The 14,728-nt window shown below is 73.2% G+C and carries 15 protein-coding genes; all 15 read left to right on the forward strand.

The genetic code is table 11. From position 1 onward, the window contains the following. Positions 1-55: 55 nt before the first annotated feature. The 15 genes from V5O40_RS19870 (at position 56) to V5O40_RS19940 (ending at position 14,717) form a co-directional block, all read left to right on the forward strand. Entirely contained in the window at positions 56-1,279 is a 1,224-nt protein-coding gene (locus tag V5O40_RS19870; RefSeq protein WP_332906865.1) for a zinc metalloprotease, read from the forward strand. Positions 1,280-1,497: 218 nt separating this feature from the next. After that, positions 1,498-2,085 (forward strand): DUF6879 family protein, encoded by a 588-nt coding sequence (locus tag V5O40_RS19875; RefSeq protein ID WP_332906866.1) that lies wholly within the window; start codon positions 1,498-1,500, stop codon positions 2,083-2,085. Positions 2,086-2,144: 59 nt separating this feature from the next. After that, positions 2,145-2,831 (forward strand): arsenate reductase/protein-tyrosine-phosphatase family protein, encoded by a 687-nt coding sequence (locus V5O40_RS19880; RefSeq protein WP_332906867.1) that lies wholly within the window; start codon positions 2,145-2,147, stop codon positions 2,829-2,831. Then, complete coding sequence (locus tag V5O40_RS19885; RefSeq protein WP_332906868.1) at positions 2,828-3,571, forward strand: MIP/aquaporin family protein; 744 nt, start codon at positions 2,828-2,830, stop codon at positions 3,569-3,571. The genes V5O40_RS19880 and V5O40_RS19885 overlap by 4 nt, the downstream gene beginning before the upstream one ends. A gap of 55 nt (positions 3,572-3,626) precedes the next feature. Continuing rightward, complete coding sequence (locus V5O40_RS19890; protein ID WP_332906869.1) at positions 3,627-4,034, forward strand: arsenate reductase ArsC; 408 nt, start codon at positions 3,627-3,629, stop codon at positions 4,032-4,034. Positions 4,035-4,166: 132 nt separating this feature from the next. Further along, positions 4,167-4,562, forward strand: coding sequence for a DUF1330 domain-containing protein (locus tag V5O40_RS19895; protein ID WP_332906870.1), 396 nt, complete (start codon positions 4,167-4,169; stop codon positions 4,560-4,562). An 89-nt stretch (positions 4,563-4,651) separates the two neighbouring features. Continuing rightward, positions 4,652-5,227 carry a GNAT family N-acetyltransferase gene (locus V5O40_RS19900; protein WP_332906871.1) on the forward strand — a complete coding sequence of 192 codons (576 nt, stop codon included), beginning with the start codon at positions 4,652-4,654 and terminating at the stop codon, positions 5,225-5,227. A gap of 61 nt (positions 5,228-5,288) precedes the next feature. After that, positions 5,289-6,002 (forward strand): siderophore-interacting protein, encoded by a 714-nt coding sequence (locus V5O40_RS19905; protein ID WP_332906872.1) that lies wholly within the window; start codon positions 5,289-5,291, stop codon positions 6,000-6,002. Between the two features lie 25 nt (positions 6,003-6,027). Further along, positions 6,028-7,197: an ATP-grasp domain-containing protein gene (locus tag V5O40_RS19910; protein WP_332906873.1), complete on the forward strand. Its 1,170-nt coding sequence runs from the start codon at positions 6,028-6,030 to the stop codon at positions 7,195-7,197. Then, the gene (locus tag V5O40_RS19915) at positions 7,194-8,816 is read left to right on the forward strand and encodes an IucA/IucC family protein (RefSeq protein WP_332906874.1); all 1,623 of its coding nucleotides are present in this window, start codon (positions 7,194-7,196) and stop codon (positions 8,814-8,816) included. Before V5O40_RS19910 ends, V5O40_RS19915 begins: the two co-directional genes overlap by 4 nt. After that, complete coding sequence (locus tag V5O40_RS19920) at positions 8,813-10,528, forward strand: IucA/IucC family protein (protein ID WP_332906875.1); 1,716 nt, start codon at positions 8,813-8,815, stop codon at positions 10,526-10,528. The genes V5O40_RS19915 and V5O40_RS19920 overlap by 4 nt, the downstream gene beginning before the upstream one ends. Then, positions 10,525-11,682 (forward strand): alanine racemase, encoded by a 1,158-nt coding sequence (locus V5O40_RS19925; RefSeq protein WP_332906876.1) that lies wholly within the window; start codon positions 10,525-10,527, stop codon positions 11,680-11,682. Before V5O40_RS19920 ends, V5O40_RS19925 begins: the two co-directional genes overlap by 4 nt. A gap of 137 nt (positions 11,683-11,819) precedes the next feature. Further along, the gene (locus V5O40_RS19930; RefSeq protein ID WP_332906877.1) at positions 11,820-12,917 is read left to right on the forward strand and encodes a FecCD family ABC transporter permease; all 1,098 of its coding nucleotides are present in this window, start codon (positions 11,820-11,822) and stop codon (positions 12,915-12,917) included. Between the two features lie 25 nt (positions 12,918-12,942). Continuing rightward, entirely contained in the window at positions 12,943-13,929 is a 987-nt protein-coding gene (locus tag V5O40_RS19935) for an ABC transporter substrate-binding protein (RefSeq protein WP_332906878.1), read from the forward strand. Then, the gene (locus tag V5O40_RS19940) at positions 13,926-14,717 is read left to right on the forward strand and encodes an ABC transporter ATP-binding protein (protein ID WP_332906879.1); all 792 of its coding nucleotides are present in this window, start codon (positions 13,926-13,928) and stop codon (positions 14,715-14,717) included. Before V5O40_RS19935 ends, V5O40_RS19940 begins: the two co-directional genes overlap by 4 nt. Positions 14,718-14,728: the final 11 nt, after the last annotated feature.

The raw sequence follows: 14,728 nt of genomic DNA on the forward strand, positions 1-14,728 counted from the left end.
GGGCGGACGCGCCACGCCCGGGGCGGACACGTCCGCGCCGCGGCTATCCGGCACGATGCCGATCGCCGACCGCAGTCGGGTCCGGCTGCACCGGCTCCACCTGCGTCCGGAGGGCGGTTCGTGGGTCGTCGGCCGGATCGACACCGGGTCGTTCGTCCGACTACCGCCGATCGGGCACCGGGCCATCACGCTGCTACCGCACACCACTGTCGGCGAGGTGCGAACCACGCTGCGGGAGGAGAGCGGCGACGACGTGGACGTCGCCGAATTCGTCTCCGACCTGGCCGACCTCGGTTTCGTCGCGGAGATCGACGGTCGACCGCTGCCGACGGCGCCGGCGCCCAGACCGATGCTGCCGTGGCTGCGTCCACGGCACGTCCGCTGGCTGCTGCATCCGATGGTCCCGCTGATCGCGGGTGCCGTGGTACTCGCCGCGGCGGTGGCGATCGGCGGCGATCCCGTGCTGGCACCACGCCACCAGGACCTGCTCTGGAGTGACAGCGGCGGGCTGATCCTGCTCGGCAATTTCGGGATCGTCTGGACGCTGATCGGTCTGCACGAGCTGGCGCACCTGGTCACCGCCCGCGCGGCCGGGGCACCCGGTCGGATCAGCCTCGGCACCCGCCTGCAGTTCCTGGTCGCGCAGACCGATGTCAGCGGCGTGTGGGCGGCGCCCCGCCGCGACCGCCTGGCCGTCTACCTCGCCGGTATCGCGACGAATCTGGTGATCTGGGCCGGCACGGTGCTGGTGCGGGCCACCGGTGGCGCGGGCCCGGCCGACGGCCTGCTCGCGGCGGTGGGCCTGCTCTCGCTCGGTCTCGTCCCGGTGCAGTTCCTGGTGTTCATGCGCACCGACATCTACTTCGTGCTGCAGGACGTGACCGGCTGCGCCAACCTGTACGCCGACGGCTCGGCCTATCTGCGACACCTGGCGCGCCGGTTCCGGCGGGCAACCGACCCGGGCGAGGACCCGAGCCGGCGACTCACGGCCCGGGAGCGCCGGGCCGTGCGGGCGTACGCCGTCGTGCTGGTCGGTGGGACGGTCGCCTGCCTGGCGGTGGCGGCCCTGGTCACCCTCCCGGTGACGGTGACCGTGCTGACCTCGGCCGTCGGCACCATGCTGGCCGGCGGCTCGGCCGGTGACCTGTTCGACGCGGGCGCGGTAGCCGCCATCAGCGTCGCCTTTGTCGTCCTGTGGACCCGCGCCTGGTGGCATCGACACGGGCACCGGGTCCGACGGGGGATCAGCCGCCGACGGCGGCAGACCGGAAGGAGGTGAACCGCATGAAGAAGACGGACGGCCGCAAGGCCGACAAGCCGCAGGCCGGCAAGCTCGACAAGATCGAGATCCGCAAGCTCGACAAGATCGAGACGACCGCGCTGAGCAGCAACCCGTCCGGCTGATGCCGACGGGACCGCCGGCTCGACGCGATCCCGGTCGCGCCGAGCCGGCGGCACCCGGCGACGGTGACGGTGTCGAGACAGAAAGGTGGGGCCGTGCGGGATCTGCTCGATCAGGCGACCGGGAGCCGGCTGGCGCGGGAGGAGTACCTGACGGACTTCTGGGAGCGGTTCTGGGCCGTCGACGGTGCGCACATCTGGAAGCTGGAACGACGGCAGCATTTCCAGGAGCCGGGCTACCGGGTGTGGGAGGCGTTCGCCCGGGGCGACTGGTCGGAGTCGATGCGGCTGCTTCGGGTGGACCGGCAGCAGATCGCCGCCGAGCACCGGCGGATGGCCCGGCACGCGATCAGGCTGCACTGGGTCCGGGTGGTGGAGCCGCCGCTGAGCGAGTACGTGCGCTGGAACCTGCACGTGCTGCGGATCAGGGCGGAATGCGGCACCGACGCCCGGATCGTCGGGCCACCACAGGTCGCACCGCTGGAAGGCGGTGGGCGGCTGCCGGAACTCGTCACGGTGGCCGACGAGACGCTCTACGAGGTGCGGTACGACGACGACGGCGTACTCGTCGGCGCGGACCGCTACACCGACGCGGACCTGGTCCGGGCGTGCCGGCAGGTACTCACCGACCTGCACCGGGCGGGCGAGCCGCTGGCCGACTACTTTCCCCGCGAGTTGGGCTGACCGACGGGTCGACGGCCGACGCTTGACGGGACCCAAGTCAGTCAGCGATAGTTGAGTCTATGGAGGCTGAGCTTTCTTCGCTGGCTGCGCGAGCGCGTACCCATGCCGCGCTCGGCGACCCGGCGCGCCTGGCGATCGTGGACGCCCTGACCCTCGGCGACGCCTCGCCCGGCGAGATCGCCAGCCGGCTCGACATGCCGACCAACCTGGTCGCCCACCACGTCAAGGTCCTCACCCGGGCCGGCCTGGTGGTCAAGGTCCGCTCCGAGGGCGACCGGCGGCGCACCTACCTCCAGCTACGTCCCGAGACACTCGCCGCCCTCGCCACCCCCCGGCTGACCGGAGTCGGTCGGGTGGTCTTCGTCTGCACCCACAACTCGGCCCGTTCGCAGCTGGCCGCCGCACTGTGGCGGCACCGCACCCGCGGCGCCGCCGCCTCGGCCGGCACGCAACCGGCGGCCCGGGTCCACCCCCGCGCGGTCGCCGTGGCCCACCGCCACCAACTCGACCTCGACCCCGGCGGCACCGCCCACGTCGCCGACGTCGTGCGCGGCGACGACCTCGTCGTCGCCGTCTGCGACAACGCCCACGAGGGACTCAGCCACCAGCTACGCCCCCGGCTGCACTGGTCGGTTCCCGACCCGGCCCGGGTGGACACCGACGCGGCGTTCGAGTCCGCCTACGCCGACCTCGCCGACCGGGTCGCCCGGCTCGCGCCCGCCGTCCTACCCGGAGACCCACGATGACCATCGCTTTTCCGCGGCGTCTGCTGGCCGAGTTCACCGGCACCGCCCTGCTGGTCACCGCCGTGGTCGGCTCCGGCATCATGGCCGCCGATCTGTCCCCGGACGACGTCGGCCTGCAACTGCTGCAGAACTCGATCGCCACGGCCTTCGCCCTCGGCGTACTGATCCTGATGTTCGGGCCGGTCTCCGGCGCGCACTTCAATCCGGTCGTCTCCGCCGCCGACTGGCTGCTCGGCCGGCGCTCGGGCACCGGCCTGTCCCCCCGGGAACTCGCCGGCTACGTCGCCGCGCAGGTCAGCGGGGCCGTCGCGGGGTCGGTGCTGGCCAACCTGATGTTCGGCCTGGGCCCGGTCAGCTTCTCCGGCAGGGAACGCGGCGGTGGCAACCTGTGGCTCGGCGAGGTCGTCGCCACCGCCGGTCTGGTCCTGCTGATCTTCGCGCTGGCCCGGTCCGGCCGCGCCGTCGTGGCGCCGGCCGCCGTGGGCGCCTACATCGGGGCGGCCTACTGGTTCACCTCGTCCACCTCGTTCGCCAACCCGGCGGTCACGGTCGGCCGCGCGTTCACCGACACCTTCGCCGGCATCGCCCCCGGCTCGGTGCCGGGCTTCGTGGTGGCCCAGCTCGTCGGTCTCGCCGTCGGTGTCGGCCTGCTGGCGGCCCTCTACCCCGACGCCGGTGCCGCCGCCGACCAGGTGGTCGTGCCGGCCGACGACCAGGCGACCGCGAGCCGACACCCATGATTTCCACGCACGGCCGACCGCCAACCACGACCCCCGCACCAAGGAAAGGCACCTCGTGACCGACAAGCCCAGCGTCCTGTTCGTGTGCGTCCACAACGCCGGCCGTTCCCAGATGGCCGCCGGCTGGCTGCGCCACCTCGGCGGCGACGCCGTCGAGGTCCGCTCTGCCGGCTCCGCGCCCGCCGCGACCGTCAACCCGGCCGCCGTCGAGGCCATGCGCGAGGTGGGCATCGACATCACCGACCAGACCCCCAAGCTGCTCGAGTACGCCACCGCGGAGTCCTCCGACGTCATCGTCACCATGGGTTGCGGTGACGCCTGCCCCGTCTTCCCCGGCAAGCGCTACGAGGACTGGAAGCTCGACGACCCGGCCGGCAAGGGCGTCGAGGCGGTCCGCCCGATCCGCGACGAGATCCGTACCCGGGTCGAGGCGCTCCTGACCGACCTGCGGAGGGCCGGCTGACGCCTACCGCGCACCCGGACGGGCACGGTCGGACAATATGCACCGTGAGTGCAAAATACCACTGCCGTTTTCGTTGACGAGCCCGACCTCGATGCCGGAATACTGCTTCCAGTCCCGAGATCGGAGGCAACGATGACGGCGGATCCACACGGTGACCTTCCCACCGGATTTCTCGCCGACGGACCTGACGAACCGGTGGTCATGCTCAATCTGCTGCGGTTCGCCGACGGCGGCCGCGCGCGGTACCAGCAGTACGCGAAGGCTTTCGCCACGACCGTCGCGCCGCGCTACGGAGTCGAGGTCGTCTACGCCGGCGACGGTGACGACGCCCTCGTCGCCGCGGCGGGTCAGCAGTGGGACGCGGTCCTGCTGGTGCGCTATCCAACCCGCCGGGCGTTCGGCCAGATGATCGCCGACCCCGCGTACCAGCGGATCGCCCACCTGCGGCGGGAGGCGTTGCGCGATGCCGTGCTGCAGCCCACCCGCCCCTGGGGACGGCCGCCACGGGACGACTCCGGACAGCCGTGACCGGCGCGCGCCCCGCACCACGAGACGGAGACTTGCCCGATCGCCGACCGGCTGGTTAGGTATGCCTAACCAAAGTTCGGGGAGGCTCCATGTCATCGCCCGCTGTGGCCGAGGCGATCGACGCCCGGGACAGTGATGTCGTCGTCACCGACCGGATCGACATCGAGGCGCTCGCCGAGGTCTACCGCCGGGTGCACGCCGCCGACCTGCACCTGGTCGACCACACCGTCCCGACGGTGACGCAACGCCTGCGGTGGACCGCCGAGGCCCCCGGTTTCTCGGCGGCGCTCGGGTACGTCGACGACCGGCTCGTGGGCACGGTCATGGGTTGCCCGCTGCCACCGGAGACCCTCTGGTGGCGTGACCTGACCTCGGCCAAGGATCCCGGCCTCGCGGTGGAATGGCCGGGCCGCACCTTCGCGGTGTGCGAGGCGTTCGTCCTGCCCGAGTACCGCCGGCACCGCCTCGGCTTCCGGATGACCGTCGAACTGCTGTCGCGACGGCGCGAGGAGCGGGTGTCGCTCGCCGTCGCCGAGACCAACACCCGGGTGTGGCACGCGCTGCAACGCAGCGGATTCGACCACGTCGGCGATCTCGTGCCGTTCCCCGGCTGGCGTTCGCACCGGATGCTGGTGCGGGACCTGCCGCTGGCCGGTCGGTCCTGAGCCGACGCCCGCCCCGTCCACCGGCCCGCCGCCACCCGAACGTATCCACAGTGGAGATTGTGTGAAACGCAACTGGGAAGCCCTCGTACTCAAGGCCTTCGGAGGCCGGAACTTCCAGCTGACCGTCCTGGAGAACGAAGCCGTCGGCGACCGCTACCAGCGGCTGCTCGTCGACGGGGGTGACCTGCTGCGCACCTGCGGCGTACACCCCACCATGTGGATCCGGCTGTGGTTCGACAACGCGGGCCGGCCCCACCAGCGGGCGTACACCCTCGTCGATCCGGACCCGGCCAGCGGGCACTTCCACCTGGTGTTCGCCCTGCACGACGGCTGCGCCGCGCGTTGGGCCACGACCGCTCGACCCGGAGACACCATCGAGGCGACGGTGCAGGGCAGTTCCTTCACGCTCCCCGATCCGGCGCCCGGCCGGCTGTACCTGGTCGGCGACGCGGCGTCCCTGCCGGCGGTCAACAGCCTGCTCGACGCCGCCGGGCCGGTGTCGGCGCGGATCTGGCTCGAGTACGCCCACGACGGCGAACGGGACCTGCCGCTGCGTACCCGGCCGCACGACGAGGTGGTGTGGGTGCCGCGCCGCGACGAGGGCCAGCACCTGGTGGACACCGTCACCACCGCCCTGACCGACGCCCAGCCGGACGACCTGTACTGGGTGGCCTGCGAGGCGGCCAGCACCCGCGGCATCGTCCGGCACCTGCGGCGCGGGCTGGGCGTCGGCAAGGAGCAGGTGGCGGCGCTGGCCTACTGGCGCACCCGGTGACGGCTCGGCGCCACGCCGGCTCGTGATGCTGTACCTGACCGCTCTCAATCCGACCGACTCCGTACTGGACGGCCTGCTGCCGGCGGCCGACGCGCTCGGCGTGCCGGTCACCGTGCTTACCGACCGACCCGACGACTGGCCCGCGACGGTGCCGACGCGGGGCTGCCCGGTGCGGGACCCGCGGGCCGTCACGGAGGTGGTCCGGGACGGACCGGCGGCGGTGGGGCTGTTCTCCAACAGCGACCACCTGCAGGCCGCGACGGCGCTCGCCGCCCACCGCCTCGGCCTGCCCGGCAAGGAGCCCGAGTCGGCGCGGCGCTGCAAGGACAAGGCCGCCACCCGGCAGGCCGTCGCCGACGCCGGACTCGACGTGGTCCACACCCGCCCCCTCGAACCAGGGCAGCCGCCGACGTTCGAGGTGTTCCCCGCGGTGGTCAAGCCCCGCGACGGCGTCGCCAGTGAGGACGCCTACCTGGTCACCGACGCCGACGAGCTGGCCCGGCGGGTGACCGAGATCCGTCGTCGCCGACCGGACGCGCCACTTGTGGTGGAGGAGTACCTGCCCGGCGACGTCCGCACCCACGACACCCTCGGTGACACCGCGACGCTGGCCGTGCTCGGCGGTTGGCGTACCACGCTCGGCCCGCCACCCACCTTCACCGAGCTGTGCCTGGAATGGGCGCCGGCAGCCCCGGCGACGGCCGAGCGGCTGCGGGCGCAACTGGACGCGCTCGGCGTCCGGTTCGGCGCCTGCCACACCGAGTTCGTCGTGCACCGGGAACGACCTCGGCTCATCGAGGTCAACGACCGGCTGATCGGTGACCGGATGGATCTCGTCCTGGCCGAGCTGCTCGACGTGCCGCTGTTCGAGCACGTCATCCGGCTGCACCTCGGCGAGTCCGTGGCCGACCTCGGTCTGCCCGACCCGGCCACGATCGAACGGACCGCCCGGGTCGAGTACGTCTGCGCCGACCGTGGCGGCACTCTCGTCGCCGCCCCCGGCCCCGTCGACGCGCTACGCGACGGGGTCCGACTGGGCTGCCGCCCGCTGCGCGCGATCGGCACCACCGCCGAGCGCACCGGCACGAACCGCGACTACCTGGCCGTCCTGCATGCCATCGGGCCGGACCCGGCCACCGTGAGCCGCGCGCTCGTCGAGTTCCGCGCCGGGCTCGACTGGGTGATCGCGACGTGACCGATCCGGTGGAGCAGCGGCTGTTCCGCCGGGTGCTGGACGCCCTGCTGCGCGAGGACCATCTCGGCCTGAGCAGCGGCGGCGCTCCGGACGGCCCCGGCTGGTGGCAGGCACCGCACCGGGCCGGCCGGTTACGCCTTCCGGTTCGTCCCGACGGTTTCCAGCACGCCGTCCGCCTCGCCCGCGCCGAGTTGCACGTGCACCCGCCCGGTCGGACGCCACGTCGGGTGGACACGCTGGCGGGCCTGTTGGCGCTGCTCGCGCCGGACGACGACGCCGAGGCCGAGCAGGGGTGGCGCGCCTTCGTCGACGAGTGCCGGCAGGACCTGCTCGCCCGGCGGCTGGCCGAGGCGACCCGATCCGACACGTACGCCCGGATCGCCGCCGCCCGGGTCGACCCGCCCACCGGCTTCGGCGGTGCCCTGCTCGACGACGTGCTCGCCGCCCACGCCGGCCATGCCGTCTACCCCACCGACCGGTGCCGCCACGGTCTGGACGCCACCGAGCTGCTCCGGTACGCGCCGGAACACGCCCCCACGTTCGCGCTGCGTTGGCTGCCCGTACCGACCCGGGCCCTGCGGCTGCACGGCCGGCTGCCCGACTGGTGGCCGACGGCCCGCCGGGCCGGGCAGGTGCTGCTGCCGGTGCATCCGCTGACCGCCGAGCGGTCGGCCCTGCCCGTGCTCGACGGGCCGGACATCACCGTGCGGCCCACCCTGTCGATGCGGACCGTCGCCCTGGACAGCGACCCGACGACGCACCTGAAGCTGCCGCTGCCGACCGCGAGTCTGGGTGCCCGCAACCGCCGTACCCTCGCCCCCGACTCGCTGTCCGACGGCGCGGCGGTGGCCGCGCTGCTCGACCGTATCGCGGCGGAGCAGCCGCGCTTCGCCGACCGGATCACGCACGCCGACGAGAGCGTCTTCGGTCACCGCGACGGCGACGAGCTGCTGTCGTTCCTGCTGCGCCGGCTGCCCACCGATTTGGAGCGGGCGACCGTGGTGCCGGTCGCCGCGCTCGCCGCGGCGGATCCCACCGCCGGCACGGTCGCCCAGCGGATCGGCGGGGACGACCCGGGTCGGCTGATCGAGTCCTATCTGGATCTCCTGCTCGACTGGCATGTCTGCCTGTGGTTACGGTACGGAGTGGCGTTGGAAGCACATCCGCAGAACATCCATCTGGTCCTGCCGGCCACCGGTCCGGTTCGGCTGCTGTACAAGGACAACGACGGTGCCCGGCTGGACCCCCGGCACGCCGGCTCGGTCCGGCTGCACGACCAGCGGATGTGGAGTCGCCAGCCGGTGGAGCTGGCCGACGTGTTCGTCACGATCACCCTGCACCTGGCGGCCGCGGCACCGCTGCTCGCCCTGGCGGAACAGGGCGTCCCGGTGCCCTCCCCCGCCGAGGCGCTCGTCCCACGGCTGCGCGCCGCCCGCGACCGGTGGGGCGACACACCCGCCCGGCGCGAGCTGGTCGACCGGGTCCTGACCGCCGACCGGCTGCCGGTCAAGGCGATGCTCACCGCCGGCACGCTGCTGCCCAAACACCGGACCGGCTGCACCGACGTGAACAAGTTCTACCTGCGGACCGGACCCAACTACCTGCGGAGCGGCTCGTGACCCCGCGGACCGCCGAGGCCGCCGCCCGGCCGGCCGAGCGGGCCGCCGACCTCGCCGCCGCGCACACCCTGCTCGCCTGCTACCTGCGCGAGGTGGCCGCGCCCGACGGGACGACCGAGACCGTCGACGGGCTCCTGCGGATCCGGCTGCCGCACCTCGGTCTGCTGCTCTCCTGCCGGCTGGCCCGGGTCTCCCCCGTGCTGGCGCACCGCTACGTCGGCCCGGTCCGCTGCCGGCCGGTGGCGGCACCGACCGCGAGCCGTCACCCGGCCGGGCCGGAGCCACCGACCGCCGGCACGCCGGTCGGCGGCGGACCGACCGCCGGCACCCTCCCGGACGACGGGCCGCTCGTCGACGACGTACCCGCCGTCGACGCACCGGTCGACGTCGGACGACTCGCCCGGCTGCTCGCCGCCGAGCTGGCCGCCCGCACCGGACTGGCCAACGACGAGTTCGTCGAGCAGGTGCTCGGTAGTCGCGACGCGCTGGCCACGCTGTTGCGCGACCGCCCGCCCCACGACCCCACCCCGACCGGCGACCCGGTGGTGGACGACTACGTCGACTCCGAACACTCCCTCGTGCACGGGCACCCGCACCATCCCAGTCCGAAGTGGCGCAGCGGCGATCCGGCGGGTTGGCGTCGCCACGCCCCGGAACTGCGCAGCACCTTCCGGCTGAGCTGGCTCGCGGTGCCCGCCGATCTGGTGGCCGGCGACGGGCCGGTCGACGAGTTGATCGCACCGCTGGATCCGCCGGACGCACCCCCCGGTCACCACCTGGTGCCGGTGCATCCGTGGCAGCTGGACCTGATGCCGCCGACCGACCCGAGGGTGCGCCGGCTGGGCCCGGCCGGCGTGCCGGTGCGACCGACCGCGAGCGTCCGCACGCTCTACGCGCCCTCGGTGGACCTGTTCCTCAAGACCAGCCTGCACGTCCGCATCACCAACTGCCTGCGCAAGAACGCCCGCTACGAGTTGACCGGAGCGGTGGCGTTGACCCGTTTCCTGGACCGTGTGCCGCTTCCCGCGCGGGTCGGGTTGCTGCGGGAACCCGGCTACCGGACCGTCGACCTGCCCGGGGCTGACGAGGCGTACGGCACGATCCTGCGGACCGGGTTGCGCGAGCATCTGCGGGCGGACGAACGGGTGGTGTTGGCGGCCGCGCTGGCCGCCACGCCGCTGGCCGTGCCGGACCCGTTCGACTGGTGGCGGGCGTACGTCGACCTGCTGGTGCCCGGCGTGCTGCGCCTGTGGCTCGGTCACGGGGTGGTCCACGAGGCGCACCTGCAGAACGTGCTGGTGGTGCTGGACCGCGACGGCCGCCCGGTCCGCCTGATCCTGCGTGACCTGGAGGGCACGAAGTTGGATCTCGGCCGGTTGCCGGCCTGGCCGGACCAGGTTCCCCGACAGTCCGCCTACACTTCCGCGCAGGCGGTCCAGCGCGTCGTCTACTGCCTGTTCGTCAACCATCTCGCCGGCCTGGCCGGTGCGCTCGCCGACGGTCACCCCGGTATCGAGCCCCGGCTGTGGCGGACGGTCCGCGAAGCCGTCGAGGCGACGTACGCGCAGCTGGGTGAGCCGGCCGAGTTGCTTGCGCTGCTCGACGGCGCTCCGCTGGCCGCCAAGGCGAACCTGCTGGTCCGTTGGCACCGGGCCGCCGACCAGCAGGCACCCTACGTCGCGGTGCCCAACCCGCTCGGCGGTGCCGGATGAACCACCCCACCTACGTCTACGACCTCGCCGCCCTGGCCACGCACGCCGCCGCCGTCCGGGCGGCGCTGCCCGAACGGGTCGAGCTGCTCTACGCGGTCAAGGCCAATCCCGATCCCGGGATGCTGCGCACCCTCGCGGCCACTGTCGACGGTTTCGAGGCGGCCAGTCGCGGCGAACTGCGTCACCTCGCGGCCGTGCTGCCCGGCCGGCGGGTGGCCGCCTTCGCCGGTCCGGGCAAGACCGACGCCGATCTGTCGGCCGCAGTGGCCGCCGACGTGCACCGGGTGCACGTGGAGTCCGCCGCCGAACTGCACCGGCTGGCCGCCCTGGCCCGGGCCGTCGGGCGTACCGTCGACGTGCTGCTGCGGGTGAACCTGCCGGTCGCCACACCGGGCGCGGTCCTGGTGATGGGTGGGCAGGCGAGCCCCTTCGGGATGGACCCACCGGAGGCGGTCCGGCTCGCCGCCGACCCGCCCGAGGGCGTCCGGGTCCGGGGCGTGCACGCCCACCTGGCCAGCGGGCTCGACGCGGCGACCGCCGCCGTGGTGGCACGCGAGGTGACCGAATGGGCGGTGCGGCAGGTAGGCGCGCAGGAGGTGAACGTCGGCGGCGGCATGGCCGTCGACTACCGCCACCCGCAGCACCGCTTCGACTGGCCCGGCTACGGCCGGCTGCTCGGCGCGGTGGCGGACACCTACCCGGGCGTGCGGCTGCGGATCGAGCCCGGCCGCGCCGTCGCGGTCTACTGCGGGTCGTACGTGACCGAGGTGATCGACGTGAAGCGGTCCCGGGGTCAGTGGTTCGTGATCGTGGCCGGCGGCACCCATCACCTGCGGACCCCGGCGGCCAAGGGACACTCGCAACCCTTCGTCGTGGTGTCCCGGGGCGGTGCCGGGCCACACACAGACGGCGGCCCGGTCACCGTCGTCGGCCAGCTCTGCACGCCCAAGGACGTACTGGCCCGCGACGCGGTCAGCGGACCGGTCGCGGTCGGCGACGTGCTGGTGTTCTCGATGGCCGGTGCCTACGCGTGGAACATCAGCCACCGCGACTTCCTCCTGCACGAGCCGCCCCACTTCGCCACCGGTGACCCGCTCGACGTGGCCCGGAACTGGGGCCGCACACCGCCAGAACCGGCCGACAACCGCTGTTGATCACCGTGATCCGGTGACGCTCTCAGCTCGACAGGCCGACACCGGACATGCCGACCCGGACCGCGCCCCCGCTTCCCGCTGCCCTGATCTTGCTGATAGCTTCTTGCCACAAGTTTGCAAGAGCCAAAGGAGTGCAGATGGGTGCGGTGACCGCCACCGCCCAGTCCGGGAGCCGGCCGGACCTGCTCGGCGTGGCGGCGCAACGCCGCCGCACCGGGATCTGGCTGGTCACGCTGACGGTCGCGCTGGTCCTCACCGGGGTGGCCGCGGTCGGCTCCGGCGCGATCGGCATCCCCCCGACGACGGTGGCGCGGATCATCGGGCATCAGCTCGTCGGCCTGCCCGGCGAGGTCACCTGGACCGCGCCGCAGGAAGCCATCGTCTGGCAGGTCCGGCTGCCCCGGGTGCTGCTCGGCATGCTCGTCGGTGCCGGGCTGGCCGCCTGCGGAGTGGCGTTGCAGGCCATGGTGCGCAACGTGCTGGCCGACCCGTACCTGCTGGGCATCAACTCCGGCGCCTCCAGCGGCGCCGCCGCCGCGATCCTGTTCGGCGCCGGCGCCGGCTTCGGGCAGTACGCCCTGTCCGGCAGCGCCTTCCTCGGCGCGCTCGGCGCGTCGCTGCTGGTCTTCCTGATCGCCCGCAGCGGCGGACGGGTGACCTCGATCCGGCTGCTGCTGTCCGGCGTCGCCGTCGGCTACGCCCTCTACGCCACCACCAGCTTCCTGATCTTCGCCTCGGGGTCCGCCGAGGGGGCCCGATCGGTGATGTTCTGGCTGCTCGGCTCCCTCGGCCTGGCTCGGTGGAACGCCCTTCTGCTGGTCGCCGCCGTCGTGCTCTGCGGCATGATCGGATACCTGACCGTCGTCGGGCGACGCCTCGACGTGCTGGCCATCGGCGACGAGACCGCTCAGACGCTCGGCGTGTCACCCGACCGGTTCCGCCTGTGGCTGCTCGTGCTCGTGTCGCTCAGTGTCGGCGTACTGGTCTCGGCCGCCGGCAGCATCGGCTTCGTCGGCCTCGTCGTGCCGCACCTCGCCCGCCGCATCGTCGGCGCCCCGCACGTGCGCGTGGTGCCCGTCGCCGCGCTGCTCGGCGCCATCCTGCTGGTCTGGGCCGACGTGCTCGCCCGGGTGCTGCTGGCCCCCCAGGAGATCCCGATCGGCATCATCACCGCCCTGCTCGGCGCCCCCTTCCTGCTGGTCCTGATCCGTCGTCTGCACGCCACCGGCGCCTGAGCGCCCGATGAGCCGAGGAGCACCGATGAAGGCAACCCGTCTCGCCGTCACCGCGGCCACGACCGTTCTCGCGCTGCTGGTCGCCGCCTGCGGCGGTGCCGCCGACGAGCCGGGCACAGCCGCCCCGGGATACCCGGTCACCGTCACCAACTGCGGCGTGGAGGTGACCTTCGACGCTACGCCGGAGCGGGTGGTGCTGCTCAAGAGCGCGGCCGTGCCCTACCTGCACGCCCTGGGCGTGATGGACCGGGTCACCGCCCGGGCCGGGCGGTACCCCAGCGAGTACTACGACGCCGCGACCCTCGCCGAACTGGACCGCATTCCGCTGCTGACCGACAAGACCGACACCAGCGGCCACCTGCAGATCTCCAAGGAGGTGGTGATCAGCCAGGAGCCCGACCTGGTGCTCGGTGAGGTCGACAACCTGTCCCGCGACACCCTCTCGGCGGTGGACATCCCGCTGCTGGAGGAGCCGGCCATGTGCCCGGACAACACCGCCACCCCCAGCTTCGACGACATCTACCGCCAGATGGAGACCTACGGTCGGGTGTTCGGCCGCGGGACGGAGGCGGCCATGGCGGTCGACGCGCTCCGGCAACGGATGTCGAAGATCCAGGCCGGAGCTTCGGCGGCGTCCGGCCGTACCGCCGCCGTGCTGTACCCGACCGTCGGCGGCGGCACCACGTACGCGTACGGCACCGCCAGCATGGCCCACCCGCAACTTGAGGCCGCCGGCTTCCGCAACGTCTTCGGTGACACGCCGGAGCGGGTCTTCGAGGTCACCGTCGAGGAACTGCTCGGCCGCAACCCCGACGTGCTGATCCTGCTCCACAGCGACGGCGACCCCGCCGCGGTCGAGCAGGGCCTGACCGGTCTGCCCGGCGCCGAGAAGCTCAACGCGGTACGCGACGGCAACGTGCTGACCCAGCTGTTCAACTTCACCGAGCCGCCGACCCCGCTGTCGATCGACGGCCTGGAGCGGATCGTGCGACGGTTCGGGGCCGGCTCGTGATCCAGGCGACCCGGGTGTCCTGGCGCTACGGCGCCAACCCGGTGATCGACGGGGTGAGCGTCACCGCGCGACCCGCCCGGGTGCTCGGGCTGATCGGCCCCAACGGCAGCGGCAAGACCACGCTGCTGCGGCTGCTCTACGGCGCGCTGCGCAGCGGCACCGGACGGGTCGCCGTGGACGGTGACGACCTGGGCGCGCTGCCGCCGCGGGAGGCCGCGCGCCGGCTGGCCGTGGTGGTGCAGGAGACCGGCGGCGAGACCGCCCTCACCGTGGCCGAGCTGGTGCTGCTGGGCCGTGGCCCGCACCTGACCACGTTCCAGCGCACCGGCCGGACGGACCACGAGATCGCGGCGCAGTGCCTGACCCGGGTCGGTGCCGCCCACCTGGGATCCAGGGCGTTCGCCGGCCTCTCCGGCGGCGAACGCCAGCGGGTGCTCATCGCCCGGGCGCTGGCCCAGCAGGCCACCCACCTGCTGCTCGACGAGCCGACCAACCATCTCGACATCCGCTACCAGCACGCGATCCTGCGGCTGGTACGCGACCTCGGCACCTGCGCCGTCGTCGTGCTGCACGACCTGAACCTCGCCGCCCGCTACTGCGACGACCTGGTGCTGCTCGGCCAGGGTGGAGTCGCCGCCGCCGGCACCACCGAGCAGGTCCTCGACCCCGCCGTTCTCGAAGCCGTCTACGGCATCGGCATCCAGCGCCTCGACCTCGACGGCACCATCCACCTGCTGTACCACCCGACCGACCGGCCCGTCGTCGACAGGACCGCCAGCCGGGTCTGAGACCGGCCGGC

This window comes from Micromonospora palythoicola (assembly GCF_036689795.1).
Lineage (GTDB): Bacteria > Actinomycetota > Actinomycetes > Mycobacteriales > Micromonosporaceae > Micromonospora > Micromonospora palythoicola.